At 69.3% G+C, this 17,641-nt stretch carries 12 protein-coding genes; 5 read left to right on the top strand and 7 right to left on the bottom strand.

From position 1 onward, the window contains the following. Positions 1 to 44: 44 nt before the first annotated feature. A complete protein-coding gene (locus IT779_RS28030; protein ID WP_196152418.1) occupies positions 45 to 470 on the top strand; it encodes a hypothetical protein in 426 nt (141 codons plus the stop codon). A 199-nt stretch (positions 471 to 669) separates the two neighbouring features. Beyond that, the gene (locus tag IT779_RS28025; protein WP_332839004.1) at positions 670 to 1,443 is read left to right on the top strand and encodes a PaaI family thioesterase; all 774 of its coding nucleotides are present in this window, start codon (positions 670 to 672) and stop codon (positions 1,441 to 1,443) included. 8 nt (positions 1,444 to 1,451) lie between these two features. Here the strand turns inward: IT779_RS28025 and IT779_RS28020 are convergent, their stop codons facing one another. Then, positions 1,452 to 1,595, bottom strand: a complete 144-nt coding sequence (locus tag IT779_RS28020; protein WP_196152417.1) for a hypothetical protein — start codon at positions 1,593 to 1,595, stop codon at positions 1,452 to 1,454. Positions 1,596 to 1,899: 304 nt separating this feature from the next. Between IT779_RS28020 and IT779_RS28015 the strand changes: the two genes are divergently transcribed. Continuing rightward, entirely contained in the window at positions 1,900 to 2,613 is a 714-nt protein-coding gene (locus IT779_RS28015) for a CPBP family intramembrane glutamic endopeptidase (RefSeq protein WP_196152416.1), read from the top strand. 66 nt (positions 2,614 to 2,679) lie between these two features. Here IT779_RS28015 and IT779_RS28010 read toward each other — a convergent pair whose 3' ends face one another. After that, a complete protein-coding gene (locus IT779_RS28010; RefSeq protein WP_196152415.1) occupies positions 2,680 to 5,103 on the bottom strand; it encodes an HAD-IC family P-type ATPase in 2,424 nt (807 codons plus the stop codon). 100 nt (positions 5,104 to 5,203) lie between these two features. On the opposite strand from IT779_RS28010, the gene rarD reads away from it, so the two are divergent. Then, positions 5,204 to 6,124, top strand: a complete 921-nt coding sequence (rarD, locus tag IT779_RS28005) for an EamA family transporter RarD (protein WP_196152414.1) — start codon at positions 5,204 to 5,206, stop codon at positions 6,122 to 6,124. Positions 6,125 to 6,297: 173 nt separating this feature from the next. Here the strand turns inward: rarD and IT779_RS28000 are convergent, their stop codons facing one another. The 3 genes from IT779_RS28000 to IT779_RS27990 all read right to left on the bottom strand — a co-directional run bounded on the left by IT779_RS28000 (position 6,298) and on the right by IT779_RS27990 (position 11,590). Beyond that, positions 6,298 to 9,504 carry an arabinosyltransferase domain-containing protein gene (locus IT779_RS28000; RefSeq protein WP_196152460.1) on the bottom strand — a complete coding sequence of 1,069 codons (3,207 nt, stop codon included), beginning with the start codon at positions 9,502 to 9,504 and terminating at the stop codon, positions 6,298 to 6,300. Positions 9,505 to 9,678: 174 nt separating this feature from the next. Continuing rightward, positions 9,679 to 10,173, bottom strand: coding sequence for a hypothetical protein (locus IT779_RS27995; RefSeq protein WP_196152413.1), 495 nt, complete (start codon positions 10,171 to 10,173; stop codon positions 9,679 to 9,681). 103 nt (positions 10,174 to 10,276) lie between these two features. Continuing rightward, positions 10,277 to 11,590: a DNA polymerase IV gene (locus IT779_RS27990; RefSeq protein WP_196152459.1), complete on the bottom strand. Its 1,314-nt coding sequence runs from the start codon at positions 11,588 to 11,590 to the stop codon at positions 10,277 to 10,279. 532 nt (positions 11,591 to 12,122) lie between these two features. On the opposite strand from IT779_RS27990, the gene IT779_RS27985 reads away from it, so the two are divergent. After that, the gene (locus IT779_RS27985; protein WP_196152412.1) at positions 12,123 to 13,004 is read left to right on the top strand and encodes a UTP--glucose-1-phosphate uridylyltransferase; all 882 of its coding nucleotides are present in this window, start codon (positions 12,123 to 12,125) and stop codon (positions 13,002 to 13,004) included. A 186-nt stretch (positions 13,005 to 13,190) separates the two neighbouring features. Here IT779_RS27985 and IT779_RS27980 read toward each other — a convergent pair whose 3' ends face one another. After that, positions 13,191 to 13,697 (bottom strand): NlpC/P60 family protein, encoded by a 507-nt coding sequence (locus tag IT779_RS27980; RefSeq protein ID WP_232542188.1) that lies wholly within the window; start codon positions 13,695 to 13,697, stop codon positions 13,191 to 13,193. Between the two features lie 482 nt (positions 13,698 to 14,179). Then, entirely contained in the window at positions 14,180 to 17,386 is a 3,207-nt protein-coding gene (gene ileS / locus IT779_RS27975; RefSeq protein ID WP_196152410.1) for an isoleucine--tRNA ligase, read from the bottom strand. Between the last annotated feature and the right edge of the window lie 255 nt (positions 17,387 to 17,641).

Genomic DNA, 17,641 nt, shown 5'->3' with positions numbered 1-17,641 from the left:
TTCACGACCCCGCTCGCACCCCGATCCGCGGGCAAGATGGATACGTGACCACAGACGATTCCGGTGCGCCGGAAGCGAACACCTCGACCGTGCTTTCGATCGGATTGCATCCGAGCGCGGTGGACTACAGCAAGCATCCCGGCATCGACGAAGCGACCTTGACCGCGCGCATCGCGGCGGGTACGGCGTTGCTGCGCGAGGCGGGATTCGATGTCAGCACGTGTCAGGTATCCGCCGATCCCGATGCGGCCGAGGCGGTCGTGCGCGAACATCTCGGCGCGGGGACCTTCCGGGTGGCGATGATCGGCGCGGGCGTCCGCACGGCCGTCGAGCACACCCTGCTCTTCGAGCGCCTGGTGAACGTGCTGCTCGAGGCCACTCCCGGTATCCGCCTGTGCTTCAACTCCTCTCCCGAGACCACCGTGGACGCGCTGCGTCGCTGGGTACGCCCGACCGCGGCTCGAGCCTGAGTCGCCTGCTCGGCCCAGCCGGTTCCGCCCGCCGCATCGCCGCTGGTCGGCTGTGTCCGTCATCACCGACGGGCGGCGTCCGCGACCGGATCGGTGCCGCTATGGTCGAAATTGCGTTCTCGATTTCGAGAACGTGAGCTATAAGGCTGCTCGCGGTCGGTCGAAGTCCGATCGCGGGTGGTGAGCAGGAGGAACGACCGTGACGATCTCGTCGAGCGGATTGAACGAACGCGCGCGTATCGTGCAGGAACTGGGATTCGCCACCCGGCGGGTCGGCGACGAACTGCACGGCCGCGCCGAGATCACCCCCGAGATGCACGTCCCCGGCACCGCCGTCCTGCGCGCCTCCGTCATCGCGACCTGGGCCGATATGGTCGCCGGTCTGCTGGCTTCGCTGGTGATGGGTCCTCGGGTGCCGGTCACCCTCGAACTCGACGTCAACCTGTACCGGCCCGCGCCGAGTTCGGGGACGGTGCACGCGGTTGGCCGCACGGTGAAGGTCGGCCGGTCGGTCTTCGCCGCCGAATTCGACTTCACCGTCGACGGCGAACCGATCGCCTTCGGCGCCGCCTCCTTCATGGTCGCCCCGAATCCGGATCTCCAACTGCCGCCGCAGCTCAGCATCGAGATGCCGCACTCCGGCTACCACCTGCCACTGCCGCTGGCCGAACGCGCGTGCTGCGAGCGCGTATCCCCCGGCACGGTGCTGATGCCGCGCACGGCCGAAGGGCTCAACGCCTCGAACACCATCAACGGCGGACTCATCGCACTCGCCGCCGAGGAGGCCGTGCTTTCGCTCGCCCCCGGCGACACGCTCAGCTCGCTGGCGCTGCGCTACCTGCTCGCCGCGCGCGTCGGGCCGGTGATCGCGCGGGCGAACCTACAGTCGGGTCTGGCTCGGGTGGAAGTGCGCGACACCGGCAACGAGGACCGCATCACCACCCTCGCCACCGCGCGCACCTTCGGCCGCTGAAACTCCGTCTACCCCATGACGTGCCGGATCAGCATGAACGCCGCGATGATGCCTGCAAGCACGACGAATCCGTTGAAATCGTCGGAACGGGCGTAGTCGAGCACCGAGAACGTGAGAACGAGCGCCACGATCGCGATCAGAAAACGTTTCATCGGACTCACTCCCCCAAACCCGCGCCTGCCTCTCCAGGGTACGAGATTCGTATCCAGTTGTGCCACAGCTGTGTTCATGGCGGCGCCTTCGGCGCCGCGGGTTCGCGGCCCTTTGGGTCTCGCGTCCCAGCGGTCGATACTTGCTCCTTCGTCGCATTGTCTCGACCGCTGGGACGCGAGACGGCCGCGAACCTTCGAGTGGACCGTGGTGTGGTGGTCCACCGGGCTGAAACCGGTGGGACAGTGCGTTTTTTCGGTTTTGGCGGCCTGGCACCGCGACTGGTGCCCGGCTAAGGTGGGCGTCATGACGGTTCGACCGTGGCGCGCCGTGCGGAATCCATCGTGGCGGAATCCATCGTGGCGGCGGGCGTACTTGGCCGCCGAATACGCGGCGCTGTTCTACGGCGGGACAACGGTGTACCGCACGGTGGCGCGCGGGCGCTCACCGATTCCGGCGCTGCTGGTGCTGGCCTCGGCCGCCACGGTATATCTGCGCCGCGCACCCGATTTCGACCGCGAAACCCTGTGGCGCAGGAAGACTTTGTCGTCGGAGGCGCCGTCGATGGCCGTCGCGGCGGGCGCCACAGCGCTCGCCCTCACCACCGCCGTCGCGGTCACCCGCCGCGAGGACCTGTTCGACCTGCCGCGCCGCGACGCGCGACTGTGGGCGGCGGTGATGGTGTTCTACCCCCTGTTCAGCGTGTACCCGCAGGAAGTGGTGTTCCGGTCCTTCCTGTTCCACCGCTACGCACCGGTATTCGGCACAGGCAGGGGGATGATCGCGGCCAGCGCCGCGGCCTTCGGCTACGTCCACATCATCTTCGGCAACTGGTTCTCGGTGGCCGCCAGCGGTGTCGGCGGCTGGATCTTCGCCACCCGCTATCTGCGGACCCGCTCGCTGTTCACCGCCTCGGCCGAACACGCGCTGTACGGGATGCTGGTGTTCACCGTCGGACTCGGGCGCTACTTCTACCACGGCGCCGAGCAACTCGCCCGGCCCGCCGCGCTTCCCGCCTGAACGTTTCGCCCTTCCCGCCTGAACGAGCCCTTCCCGCCTGAGCGTGCGGCCCATCCCGCCTGAACGTCAGGCGCTGCCGCCCGGCGATGCCGGGACCAGTCCGCGTTTGTCGCCCCGCAGGTAAGCGCTGACCCACCAGGCGATTTCGACCAGCACGATCCCCACACCGCCGCAGATGAAAGCGGCGGTGGTGTAGCCGGCGTTCGACGGGTCGAGTTTGAAGAACTCGCGGGTGAACGGCACCGTGAACAACAGGATGTAGGCCGCGACGGACGCGCCGACGAGTACGACCTTCCACCACACGTACGGCCGCGCCACGATCGCGAGCACCCACACCGCGATCATGATCAGGGTGATGAGCGCGGTGGTGCCCGCCTGCACCTTCTGCTCTTCGGTGGCGTCGGGTCCCTGGTAGGCGATCAGGTAGGCGACGAAGGTCGCCACGCCGATGACGACGCCCGACGGTATGGCCAGACGCATGACGCGGCCGACGAATCCGGTGCGGGCGCGCTCGTTGTTCGGAGCCAGCGACAGGATGAAGGCCGGGATACCGATGGTGAACCAGGCCGCGATCGTGACGTGGCGGGGCAGGAACGGATAGCCGATCGGTTCGTAGTCGAAGATCTGCGAGCCGACGCCGGCCACCCCGATCAGGAAGGCGAGCAGCACCGAGTACACCGTCTTGGTGAGGAACAGGTTCGAGACCCGCTCGATATTGCCGATCACCCGGCGACCCTCGCCGACCACGTAGGGCAGGGTCGCGAACTTGTTGTCCAGCAACACGATCTGCGCCACCGCGCGGGTGGCCGGGCTGCCCGACCCCATCGCCACGCCGATATCGGAATCCTTCAGCGCCAGCACGTCGTTCACGCCGTCGCCGGTCATGGCCACGGTGTGGCCGCGTGATTGCAGCGCCGCCACCATGGCGCGCTTCTGATCGGGGCGCACCCGGCCGAAGGTCGTCTCGCGCTCCAGCACATCGGCCAATTCCGCTTGGTCCGACGGCAATTCGCGGGCATCGACGGCGTGTTCGCCGCCGGGCAGGCGCAGTGAACTGGCGACCGCGCCCACCGAGACGGCGTTGTCGCCGGAGATCACCTTGATGGAGACGTTCTGCTCGGCGAAGTAGTCGAGCGTCTGCCCGGCGTCGGGGCGGATCTTCTGTTCGAGCACCACCAGCGCGGCCGGCCGAACGACGCCGGGCGCGTCGGCCGCGTCGACCGGGCGGTCGCCGCGGGCGAGCAGCAGGATGCGCAGCCCCGACGAGCCGAGTTCCTCGGCCAGGCGCGCGTCCGTGGAGTCGGGGTCGAGCAGCACGTCGGGGGCGCCGAGCAACCAGTCGCCGTGCTCGCCGTAGGAGATGCCGCTCCACTTCTTCGCCGAGGAGAACGGCGCGACCGCCGTACTCGCCCAACCGGGTCCGGCGCCGAGTCCTTCGCCGATGGCCTGCACGCTGGCGTTCGGGCGCGGATCGTCGGCAGCCAGCGCGGCCGCGGCGGTGCGCACCTCGGTCTCGTCGAACTCACCGAGCGCCCTGATCTCCGACAGGCGCATGCCGTTCTCGGTGAGCGTGCCGGTCTTGTCGGCGCAGACCACGTCGACCCTGGCCAGCCCTTCGATGGCGGGCAGTTCCTGCACCAGGCATTTGCGCTGCCCGAGCCGAACCACGCCGACGGCGAAGGCCACCGAAGTCATCAGCACCAACCCCTCGGGCACCATCGGCACCAATGCGGCGACCATGCCGGTGACCGCGGGTCGCCAGCTCTCCCCGCTGGAGACGAGCTGGTTGTAGATGCTGAGCGCGCCCGCCGGGATCAACAGGTAGGTGATGACCTTGAGGATGGTGTCGATACCGCTGCGCAGTTCCGATTTCACGAGGGTGAACTTGCTGGCCTCATCGGCCAGCCGCGCCGCGTAGGCGTCCTTGCCGACCTTGGTGGCTCGGTAGGCGCCGCTGCCGGAGACCACGTAGCTGCCCGACATCACCTGTGCGCCGATCGGCTTGTCGACCGGATCGGCCTCGCCGGTGAGCAGCGATTCGTCCACCTCGAGCAGCGCGGATTCCTCGACGACGCCGTCCACGACGATCTGATCGCCCGGTCCGAGTTCGATCAGATCGTCGAGCACCACCTCGCGCGGGGCGATCTGGGCGGACGCGCCGTCCCTGCGCACGGTGGGTTTGGCCTGGCCGACGATGGCGAGCCGGTCCAGGGTGCGCTTGGCCCTGATCTCCTGGATGATGCCGACCGCGCTGTTGGCGACGATGAGCAGGCCGAACATGCCGTCGATGATCGATCCGGTGGCGAGCACGAGCACGAAGAGCACGCCGAGGATGGCGTTGATCCTGGTGAAGACGTTGGCGCGGACGATATCTCGCACCGAGCGGCTCGCGCGGTCCGGCACGTCGTTGGTGCGGCCGTCGGCGCGGCGCTGCTCGACCTGCTCGGCGGTGAGTCCGCTGGCGCTCGACGCCTGCACGGTTATCGACATGGCTGCCAGCCTAGATCGTGTCGCGCGGGGTCGCGCTCGAGTATCCCCAGACCGACCGGACGGTCTGTGATAAGTCTCGGAGCGAAGTAATCTGAGACCGGTGCGGCGAATCACGGCGGTCCCCGGTGTTGTATTCGGTACGAGCGCTTTCCTGATCTGGGGGCTGTTTCCGGCGTTCTTCGGCCTGCTCCATTTCGCGGATCCCGCCGAGATCGTCGCCCAGCGCATCGTCTGGACGCTGCTCCTGGTCCTGATCGTGCTCACCATCGGCGGTCGCCTGCGCGAACTGCGCGGCATCGCGAAACGTACCTGGTGGCTGGCGGCCGCGGCGTCGGCCGCGATCTCGGTGAACTGGGGAACCTACGTCTACGGGGTGAGCTCGGGCCACGTCGTGGAATGCGCCCTCGGCTATTTCGTGAACCCGCTGGTGACGGTCACCTTCGCGGTCGCCATCTTCCGGGAACGACTGCGCCGCGCGCAATGGGGCGCCCTCGGACTCGGCGCGCTCGCGGTCGCCGTGCTGACCGTCGACTACGGCCGCCCGCCGATCATCGCGCTCGCGCTGGCCTGCTCCTTCGCGCTCTACGGCCTGGTGAAGAAGATCATCCCGCTCGACGCGCTGCGCGGCATCGCCGCCGAAGGGCTCGTCGCCGCGCCGTTCGCCCTCGCCTTCCTCGCCGTCACCGCCGCGCTCGGCACCGGCACATTCGGCGCCACACCCGCGCACACCGCGCTGATGGCCGCCACCGGCCCGGTGACGCTGGTGCCGCTGCTGCTGTTCGCCATCGCCTCCCAGCGCGTCGCACTGTCCACCATGGGCATCCTGCAATACCTGACCCCCGCGCTCCAGATGGCCTGGGGCGTAGCCGTCGTCCACGAACCGATGCCCGCCTCGCGCTGGATCGGATTCGCCCTGATCTGGGCGGCGCTCGCGGTCTTCACCGCCGACGCCCTACTGCGCGGCCGCCCCGCTCGCCCCGACCCGGACCTCCACACCGACGAACAAGCCCGCCTCCCCTGAACCGACCGCCGAACGACATCGGCCGGGCCTGCCGGGTAATCGCAACGCGCAGCGGGGATACCCCGCCTGCGGCCCGGCATCGCCTCGGCTGTGGAAGGCGGGCGCCGCACAACCATCGCGCGCCGGTCCGAACTCACTCGGCGGCGTCCACACCGAGGTCCGAGCGACGTCCACTACCAGGCCGCGTTGATGTGCCCCGGAGTCCACCAGCCGTTGCGGGCGCGTTCCACGACCTCGGGTCGGGCGGGTACGGCGTCCGGCGCGCGGCGGGTGAAGCGCTGGAGTTCGCCCCAGTCGCGGCGCCAGTCGTCGTTCAGGTAGGTCGCCATGGTGGTCGACTCGAGCAGCAGCGGGGTCCAGCCGAGCGGACCGCCGCCGTCGTGGTTCTGCCACAGCGTGGTGTCGTGTGCGCCGACCCGGTCGGGCAGGATGCGGTATTTCGGCACCTCGGCGATGCCGATGCGGTGGTCGAAGGGGCGCTGGCACGGGAATTGCAGCCCGACGGCCCAGTCCAGCAGTACCGGATCGGAGTCGCCGACCACCTGTTGCAGAGTGCTCGTGCGCGGCACGCGCGGCGGGGTGATGGCGAGCCACTGTTTGGGATCGCGGTCGCGGTCGGAGGCGACGATACGGATCAGCGACACATTCGAGGGAATCTCGTCGATCGGCAGCCGCAGATTGCGCCACGAGGGCGCGGGCCCGATGTCGATGGGCGTGACCCGTCCCGCGGGCGTGGCGACGCCGCCGTCGAAGGTGCCGTACTCGATCTCGAGCGGCTGCCCCGGCGTCTGGACGCCGTCGGCGTCGACGGATCTGATCCGGCCCGCCGCGCTGATCGCGACAAGGCCTGCGCGGTCGGCGCCCTCGGGCAGTCGATACCAGCCGGTGGTGAGCGAGGCGGGTTCGGTGGTCCCGTCGGTGCCGAGCACCGGCGTCGCCGGGTCGAGCCCGAAAGGCAATGCCGCGCCGGAGGTTCCGGTCTCGGTCTCGGCGCCGGGCTCGGCGTCCACCGAACTGGCGATCGCCGCGTCCGCCCCCTCCTGCGCGTCGGCGCTCAGGTCGCCCGCGACACCGTTCGGGGTGAATCCGGCGCCGGTGCCCGCGAGCGTGGCGGCCGCGGCACCGGACAGCGGCGCCAGCATCCCGGCATTCGGATCGGTCTCGACGAGCACGTGCCGCGACAGGCCGCACTCGTGCCCGGCCATCGCGTCGATATTGGATCTGGCCAGCGAGAACGCCGGATACTGCGTGACCGCGCCCTTCGCGAAGGACAGCACCTCGAAGGCGACCAGCGCCGCGGCCGCGATGGTCAGCGGATGCAGCGCGGTGAACCACCGGCCCGGCCCGGTCACCCGGTGCGTGATGCCGGGGCCTGGCGCGCGTACATGCCACCACGCGGCCAATGCCGCCAACGCCAGCGCGGCGAGCAGGAACACCTGGTTGACGCCGATCCCGGCCACCGAAGGCCGCTTGTCCCACCACGGGATGCTGTACGCGGACACGTACCACCAGCCGTTCGGCCCGGAGAACACCAGCGCCAACAGGAACGCGACACCCGAGGCGAACAGGGCGCGGTTGCGCGGAGCGCGCATCACCTTCGGTCCGACCGCTACCGCGGTCAGCACCGCGACCACACCCGCGAGACCGGCGAAGACGCCGAGATGATGGGTCCACTTCGTCGGCGTGGTCATCATGAACAGCAGCGCGCCCACCGTGACGCCGATGATGCGCCGCGACGGCCCGAGCGAGGCCGACGGGATACGGCCGCCCTTGTGCAGCAATGTCACCAGGCACACGAGGAGTCCGGCCAGCATCACGAAGATGCCGAAGCGTCGCGCCACCGAACCGTCCACCGTGCTCATGAACAGGTACTGATAGCGCAGATATTCGTCATACCACTTCACGTTCGGGCCCGCGATCTCGTGCACCCGACGCATCTCGAACATCGCCGACAGCGGCTGATCGGCGAAGGCCACCGTGAGCACCACCGTGCCCGCCGCGCCCAACGGCGCCACCAGCGGCAACCACCCGACGGTGCGCGCCCGCGCCGCGATCGCGCGCGCCAGCGGCCGCAATCCGGCCAGCAGCGCCGCCACGCAGATCACCCCGTGCGGACCCGCCGTGCAACTGAACGCCGCGATCAGGATCGCCACCGCGAACGGCAGCAGCCGCCGGGTCGCGATACCGCGCTCCACCGAACACCAGGTGAGCAGAACACCCAGCGCCACATAAGGTTCCGGGCGCAGGCCGTTGTTGTAGGGCAGCCACACCGCGAGGAACACCAGCGCGCCGGTCCACAGCGCGACCCGGTCGCGGCGCACCGCGACGCCGAGCCGAGGCACCACCTCGCGGCTGATGATCAGCCAGGTCAACACCGCCGCGCTCAACGCGGGCAGTCGCATCCACGGACTCGCGACACTGACCTGCGACATCCAGCCGATCACGTCGTAATACGGTGTGCCGATGGGGGTTTCGGGCACACCGAAGTAGCGGAAGTAGTTCGCCATGTACCCCGACGCGCGCGCCGCGCGACCCATGCCGAACTGGTAGCCGTCATCGGAGGTGGTCGAGCCGATCACGTGCCAGATCGCGAGCGTGCCGAACACCACCGCGTCGACCAGCGAGAAACTCCACCAGCGCCGCGGCAGGAATCGCCGCGCGCCGCGCCCGTCGAGCCGGTCGAGGCGGAACAGCGCGACGAGGGCGATCAGGGTCGCCGCCACCGCGACCCACAGCGCGATCCGCTTGACCGGGGTGGGGGTCGAGGAGAAGCGGGTGTCGAGTTCGGCGACGACCCGCGTGCCGTCGGCGGCGGCGAGATCGCTGAAGACGCCGACCAGTTGCGGGCGCAGGTCACCGGTCAGACGCACCGGCTCGGCGCCGGTCAGCGTCGCGGTGGATGAGGTCGCCTCGGCGTGGACGGTGAACACGCAGTTCGGGGCGAGCGCGTCGACGGGCAGGTCGAACAGCGCGCGGTCACGCAGTACCGCGTCGAAGCGGGCCGTGGCCGTATCCGTGGCCGGGATCACGCGGGCGACGAATCCGTATCGGTCCAGATCGGGTGCGCCGTCGGGCGCGGTCGCGGTCAGCAGGCCGCCGCGCGGGGCGAGTCCGGTGATCGCCGCGCACGGAATCGTCGCGTCGTAGGTCAGCGGGGCGTAGGCGACCAGCGGCGCCTCGACGGCGCGCGCCGAACCGGCCTGCGGCCACGACAGGGTCGCCGCGTCCACCCGGACCGGCAGCAAGGGCACCGCTATCGCGCAGAGCGCGCCGACGAGGGCGGCGATCAGCGCCACCGGCCGAGCCCAGCCCCCGCGCGCATCGCGCCGCACCGTACCGGGTCCGGATTCCACCGCGGACGGCTCGCCCGTCCGCACCATCGTGTCAGCCACGGACGGTGATGGTAGCCGCACTTGCTGAGAACGAAACTCGTTGCCGAGGTCGGACTGTCGCGCACCTCACCCGAATACCCGTCCTGTCCTGCGGATTTCGCCGCGGCGCGCGGACGGGACCGGAACCGGGAGCCCCGCGCGGGCGGACTCCCGGAACACCGATCAGGCGCAGGCCGTCGACTGCTGGCCGAGCGCGGTCAGCATGGAGCAGGCCCACGCCTTCTGGACCTTCCACTTCCCGTTCTCGGCGACGAACGGGACGTCGGCGAGGTTCTCCTGGCCGTTGAGCACGACCTTGGCCTTGGCGTTGATGGTGTCGCCGAAGGCCGTGACCTCGGTGACCGTCACCGAGGCATTGGTCTGCTTGTACGCCTCGGCCAGGCGGTTCGGCAGTTCGGGATCGGCCTCGACACCCTGCACCATGTCGATCTTCTCGCTGTTGGGCACCGACGGGTCGAGTGCCTTCTGCAGCTGCGCGTTCAGCTCCGCCACGGACGGGACCGCGGGCAGGTTCGCCGCCGCGGTGGCCTTGGCGCTGGTCGACGTCTTGGTCGGCTTGGCATCACTGCTGTCGTCGCCACCGCAGGCGGTCATGCTCAGCGTGGCGGCGATGGCGAGCCCTGCGATCGCGATGCGTCCAGTCTTACGAAGCTTCAACTGCTCGTCCTTTGCGTTCGAGTAGGCGGGTGCGGGATGCCCCGATGCGGTCGTGCGAGGCCCACCCGGCCGGGCGGCGTCGCGCGGACACCCAGGCTACCGGTCAGCCGAGACTGCCGAGCGGGTCGGCTCGGGACAGACCGTTGTCGTCGGCGCTGAAGGTACGCGCCGGACCGGGCCCTGTCGAGCTCGTCTCGAACCGCACGGTGACCACCCCGTGGCCCGCGCCCTGCACCCATCCGTGTCCGAATTCCGGGTGGCTGACATCCATTCCGGGAAACCACCGCGCCCCGCCGTCGTCGGCGCGATCGCGGCCGCGCACCGTCGACGGCGGCACCGGCTCGGGCTCCTGGTCGCCCGCGTCGACGGTCGGCGTCCGATCCAGTTCCGGGAACAGCGATTCCTGGCGCACCGTGGACAGGCCGCCGTAGCCGACCCCGACCAGGCGGACCGGGCCGAGTTCGACCGGATCGATGGCCGAGCGCTGCGCGGCGGCGGTGAGGGTGGCGAGATCGACGGTGGCGTAGGGCAGCGTGAACGACCTCGTCACGATGCCCATATCGGCCTTGCGCAGTTTGAGCACGACGGTGCGCGCGGCGCGGCCGTCGGCGGCCAGTCGCCGGTGCGCGGCCGCGGCCATCGCCTCGATGGCCGGACGCAGCTGCCCGAGGGTGACGATGTCGTTCTCGTAGGTGGTCTCCGCGCTGATCTGTTTGGCCTCGGCCCGTTCCGCCACCGGCCGGTCGTCGATGCCGCGCGCGAGCCGGTGCAGCGCGGCGCCGACGCTGCCGCCGAGAATCGACACCGCCTCGGCCTCGGGCAGCGCGGCGAAGGCGCCGACGGTCTCGATGCCGAGCGAGCGCAGCCTGCTCTCCGCCACCGGACCTATCCCCCACAGCTTGCGCACCGGCAGCGCCGCGAGCAGAGCACCCTGTTCGGCGGGGGATACGACCCGGACGCCATCCGGCTTGGCCAGGCCGGACGCGATCTTCGCCAACTGTTTGCCGGTACCCGCGCCGACCGAGGCGACCAGACCGGTGCTCGCACGCACGGCGGCGCGCAGCCGCGCGCAGAACTCGTGCACCGCCGCCGTCGTCGCGCCCGCGAGTTCGGCCGGTTCGCCGAATGCCTCGTCGAAGGACAAGGTCTCCAGGACCGGGATATCGGCGCGCAAGGTGTCGAAGACCCGCCCGCTCAGCACGCCGTAGACCACGCCGCGCGGCGGGACGACCACGGCCGCGCCACCGACCAGCCGTTTGGCCTGGTGCATCGGCATGGCCGAGCGCGCGCCGAACACCCGTGCCTCGTAGCTGGCGCCCGCGACGACGCCCCTGGCTCCGGTGCCGCCGACCAGAACCGGCCTGCCGCGCAGCGTCGGGCGGGTCAACTGCTCCACCGAGGCGAAGAACGCGTCCATATCGATGTGCAGCACCCAACGCCGCGCCGCCGTGGCGCCGTGCTCGGGCGGGTAGGGCTCCTTGACAGCCGAATTCACGGCGCACCCCGACCGTTCACCGCTCGACACCGCTGTTCACTGTGTCTTCGCTGAGAATTTCCCCGACACCCGCCGCGCGCCGGTGTACGCGGTGGCACGCGCCGTGCCCGGGCCTCCGCCCGCCCCCTGTGCCGCTGACCATGACCGGGAATCTACGCCGCCCCACCGACAGGTCCGCACACCCCGCGAACAGCGGATCAGCCACCAGCGCGGCCCGCGCGACCCCCGTACCCACCGGTGCCGCGCGACCGTGTCGAGCACCATCGGAACTCGCGGGCGACGCACCGCCGAACGGTCCGAGGAAACGGAGACGGTCCCGCCGGTTGCTGTCGAGCAGCCCGGAGTATGCGCGTCCCGAAACCCACCTGACCTGGACCGATATCGACCGCGGCGGCACGGCGCGCGAGAGCGGGGATCGGGCATGACACGCGGTGTCGTATGTGATGATCGAACGATGAAGATCCGCAAGGCCGTCATCCCGGCCGCCGGAATCGGCTCCCGGCTCCTCCCCCTGACCAAGGCCATCCCGAAGGAGATGCTGCCGGTCGGCGACAAGCCGGTCATCGAACACACCGTGCGCGAACTGGTCGCCTCGGGCATCACCGACATCACCATCGTCGTCAGCGGCGGCAAGTCGTTGATCCAGGACCACTTCCGCCCCAATCCCGCGCTGGTCGCGCAGCTGCGCGCGGACGGCAAGACCGCCTTCGCCGACGCCGTCGAAGAGGTCGGCGAACTGTCCAGGCTCGGCCACATCACCTACCTCGACCAGCACGGCCCCTACGGCAACGGCACGCCGGTGCTCAACGCCGCGCGCAATCTCGGCGACGAACCGATGCTCGTGCTCTGGCCCGACGACGTCTTCGTCGCCGCCGTGCCGAGGGCACAGCAGCTGATCGACGCCTACGAGGCCACCGAAGCGCCGGTCTTGGCGCTGATGCCGATGGACCCCGCCGAATCCCACCGCTACGGCGTTCCGGTCGTCGCCGACGACCGCGGCGACGGCCTGCTGCGCATCACCGGCCTGCGCGAGAAGCCCAAACCCGAGGACGCGCCGTCGAATTTCGCCGCGATCGGCGGTTATGTGGTGACGCCGGGGATCATCGAGGAACTGCGTCGCCAGACCGAGCGCTGGTACGAGCATCGTGAGGGCGAGGTCTACCTCACCGACGCCATCAACGTGCACGCCTCGGAGCATCCGGTGTTCGGGCAGGTCATCCGCGGCCGCTGGTACGACACCGGCAATCCGGCCGACTACTTGGTCGCCCAGTTCGCCTCGGCGCTCGCCCATCCCGACTACGGGCCGCGCCTGCGCCAACTGGTCGAACCGGGCTGACCGGTGCCCCCGGGTGCGGAGCCGAGGACGCTCCGCACCGGGGTCGCGGCGGTCGTGACGACATCGTTCGAAACCGTATTGCGGCCCGTGCGACGGCCGTCCGAACCATGGCGATCGATACCGCGCCGATCAGACCGCGCCGATCGGAAGAACGCCGATCGAGACGGCGGAATCGGAGCGCGCCGATCAGAAACGGCGGATGGTGTAGATGTCGAAGTAGCTCAGCGGTGTCAATCCGACCGGGACGCCCCAGTCGAAGGCGTTGAGCACCTGTCCGAGGCCCGCGTAGATGCCGACGTGCGAGCCGTCGCTGTTGAGCACGACCACGTCGCCGGGCGAGAGCGCCGCGAACGGCACCCTGGCGCCGACCGTGGCCTGCTGCCAGGTGGTGCGCGGCAGACTCACCCCGACCTGGCGGAACGCCCACTGCACGAGCCCGGAGCAGTCCCACGAATTCGGCCCGACACCGCCCCATTCGTAGGGCTTGCCGACCTGTGTCGTCGCGGCGGCCAACGCGCCGAGTCCGGCGACGCTCGGTATCGGGAGTACGGCCGAGCCGCTGGAACTTCCGCCGCTCAACCCTCCCGAACCCGAGCCGGAGCCGACGCTGCCCGCGACGTTTCCGTTGTCCGACCAAGCGGGCCCGGCCAATGCCAGGGTGGCCGCGGTGGAGATGACGATGCCGAAGAGCATCCGACGTAACGGTTTCCTGTTCACGTGCTCGCCCCTCACTGTGCCCAGCTGATGGCCGCCCACGGACGGCCCGCCAACGCGCGGCATCCCTCCGAGTTCATCGGGGGTCGAGCCGCAAGACCACAGCGCGTCGGGCACCGGCGGATCCGGCGTCTGACGCGGTTCACACAGGACAATCTCGCCGATCACGAACTGGTCGGACGGTATACGCGCCTGACAACAGTCATAGAAAGTGTGACGGGAGACGAAGCGGAACGGTACGTTTTCAGCAAATTTCCAGCATGTGACCCTGATCACAGAGAAGTGCGGCCCCGCCTACCCCAGCCCGTCGGAACCGAGCCCGACGAGCGACGGTTCGCGGCCGTCTCGCGTCCCAGCGTTCGAGACGATGCGCAACTGGGCCTGCCTGCGGCAACCACCCGACGCACGGCCGCGCCAACGTGCGATGCCGGGACGGGCCACCACCCGTCCCGACGCCCCACTCACACCTTCGCGACCGAAACCTTCACACCCCCGACGATTTCGGCGGCCTCGCCCCCCGGATCACCGAAAGTCAGCTCGGTGGCCAGGATCTCGCCCGCGATCAGATCCCGATGCGTACGCGCCCACGCCGCGCGATCCTCCGGCACCCCGAGCACCACCGAAACACGGTCGGAGACATCGAGACCCAGCGACTTGCGCGTCTCCTGGAGATCACGGATCAGGTCGCGCGCCCATCCCTCGGCCGCCAACTCTTCGGTGACCTCCGAATTCAGCACCACCAACCCGGCATTGCCGGGCAGCGCCGCGGTGGAATCGGGTTCGGCGGCCACCAACCGCTGGGTGTACTCCTCGGGCAGCAGGGTGATGCCCGCTGCGCTGACCACACCGTCGGCGTCCTCGGACCACTGCCCCGCCTTGACCGCCTTGATGACCGTCTGCACATCCTTGCCGAGCCGAGGACCGGCCGCCCTGGCGTTCACCGCGAGCTCGAAGCGCCCGTGCACCGCGACATCGGTGGTCAGGTCCACCTTCTTCACGTTCACCTCGTCGGCGATGATGTCGGCGTAGGGCGTCAACCGCCGCGCGTCGGCCGCCGCGATGGTGACCTCCGACAGCGGCAGCCGCACCCGCAGATTCTGTGCCTTGCGCAGGCTCAGCACCGTCGAGCACACCGTGCGCACTTCGTCCATGGCGGCGACGAGTTCCTCGTCCACCGGCAGTTCGCCCTTCTCCGGCCAGTCGGCCAGGTGCACCGAGCGCTCACCGGTGAGCCCGCGCCAGATCACCTCCGAGATCAGCGGCAGCAGCGGCGCCGACAACCGGGTGACCACCTCGAGCACCGTGTGCAGGGTGTCCACCGCGTCGCGGTCCTCGGACCAGAAGCGCGAACGCGACCGGCGCACATACCAGTTGGTCAGCGCGTCGGCGAACGAGCGCAACTCCTCACAGGCGCCCGCGATGTCGTAGGACTCCAGCGCGTCGGTCATGACGTCCCTGGTCGCCGCGAGTTTCGCCAGGATGTAGCGGTCGAGGACATTCGGCGAGTCCGTGCGCCACGTGCCCGGCGTCGACGCGTAGAGCTGCAGGAAGGTCCACGCGTTCCACAGCGGGCGCAGCGCGTGGCCGATCCCCTCGCGGATGCCGCGCTCGGTCACGATGAGATTGCCGCCGCGCAGGATCGGCGAACTCATCAGGAACCAGCGCATCGCGTCGGAACCGTCGCGGTCGAACACCTCGTTCACATCCGGGTAGTTGCCCTTGGACTTCGACATCTTCAGCCCGTCGTCGCCGAGCACGATGCCGTGCGCGGCGACGGTCTTGAACGCCGGACTGTCGAACAGCGCGGTCGAGAGCACGTGCAGGGTGTAGAACCAGCCGCGGGTCTGCCCGTTGTACTCGACGATGAAATCGCCGGGGAAGTGCGAGTCGAACCACTGCTTGTTCTCGAACGGGTAGTGCACCTGGGCATACGGCATCGAACCCGACTCGAACCAGCAGTCGAGCACCTCGGGAACCCGGCGCATGGTCGCCGCGCCCGTCGGATCGTCCGGGTTCGGGCGGGTGAGTTCGTCGATCATCGGCCGGTGCAGGTCGGTCGGCCGCACCCCGAAATCGCGTTCGAGTTCGTCGAGCGACCCGTACACGTCCACCCTCGGATAGGCCGGATCGTCGGACACCCACACCGGGATCGGGCTGCCCCAGTAGCGGTTGCGGCTGATATTCCAGTCCCGCGCGCCCTCGAGCCACTTGCCGAACTGACCGTCGCGGATGTGCTCGGGCACCCAGGTGATGTGCTTGTTCAGCTCGACCATCCGGTCGCGGAACTTCGTCACCGCCACGAACCAGGACGGCACCGCCATGTAGATCAGCGGCTGCCCGGACCGCCAGCTGTGCGGGTACGAGTGCTCGATCGTCTCGTGGCGCAACAGCTTTCCGGCGGCCTTGAGGTCCTTGATGATCACCGGATTCGCGTCGAAGACCATCAGCCCCTCGTAGGGCGGCACCATCGAGGTGAACTTGCCGCCGGGATCGAGCGGCTGCACGATCTCGATGCCGTTGGCCGAGGCCACCTCCATGTCCTCCTCGCCGAAGGCGGGCGCGAGGTGCACGATTCCGGTGCCGGAGTCGGTGGTCACGTAGTCGGCGGTCAGCACCCGGTGCGCGTTCGGATGCCCGAGGAAGAAGTCGAACGGCGGCGCGTAGGACAGCCCGGCCAGCGCCGCGCCGTCGTATTCGCCGAGCACTTCCGGTGCCTCGCCGAATTCCCGCGCGTAGTGCCCGACCCGCTCGGCGGCGAGCACGTACCGCTTGCCGTCGGCGCCGCGCAACTGCACGTAGCGCACATCCGGGTGGACCGCGATCGCCAAGTTGGACGGCAGCGTCCACGGCGTGGTGGTCCAGATCAGGGCGTTCGCGCCGTCGAGGTCGCGCAGCGGATGGTCTTCGGGCACCGAGAGCGCCATGTCGACGGTGACCGCCGGATCCTGGCGCATCTTGTAGGCGTCGTCGAGGCGGGTCTCCTGATTCGACAGCGGCGTCTGCTCGTACCAGCTGTAGGGCAGCACCCGGAAGCCCTGGTAGATCAGGCCCTTGTCGTGCAGCGACTTGAACGCCCACATGACCGACTCCATGAAGTCGCGGTCGAGGGTCTTGTAGTCGTTGTCGAAGTCGACCCAGCGCGCCTGCCTGGTGACGTAGTCGCGCCATTCACCGGTGTACCGCAGTACCGAGGATTTACAGGCGGCATTGAATTCCGCCAGCCCCATCGCCTCGATCTGTGATTTGTCCGTGATACCGAGCTGCTTTTCCGCTTCGATTTCCGCGGGCAATCCGTGACAGTCCCAGCCGAAACGCCGATCGACACGCTTACCGCGCATCGTCTGGAATCGCGGAACCAGATCCTTGACATATCCGGTGAGCAGATGACCGTAATGCGGCAGACCATTGGCAAACGGCGGTCCGTCGTAGAACACGAACTCGTCGGCAGGTGTCACGCCGGCGCTGTCGGCGCTCAGGCCGGTGCTGTCATCGGCGCTCAGGCCGGTGTCGTCGGCGGCGCTCACGCCGGAACGGATCTCGATGCTCGCGCGGAAGGTGTCGTCGGCGGCCCAGGCTTCGAGCACACGCCGTTCCATGCCGGGGAAGGACCCGTCACCGCCCGCGGCGAGATCGACGCGGGGGTATGCGCTGCTACTGTCGTCCGCCATCGCGGATTCGTCTCCTCGTGCCATCGCGCCGTGTGGCGCGTTCGTCGGCACGGGGACGATGACGGCGACCGGTGCGCCGAAACCGCGGTACCACCCCGCTTGACCGGCGCATACGCGTGCCGGACCACTTCGTTGCGAGCTGTGACGGGCTCGACCCGTTCGGTTCTACTGAGCGCGCGATACGCGCCGTTCTTCCGAAGACTCCCCGGTGATGGCCGGATCGACGCCGTGTTCTTCGATTCTAGCCGTCACCGT

This window comes from Nocardia bovistercoris, from assembly GCF_015674855.1.
In the GTDB taxonomy this organism is placed as follows: Bacteria; Actinomycetota; Actinomycetes; order Mycobacteriales; family Mycobacteriaceae; genus Nocardia; species Nocardia bovistercoris.
Note: the sequence above shows the minus strand (reverse complement) of the source record. Positions and strands in the feature narration are given on the sequence as shown.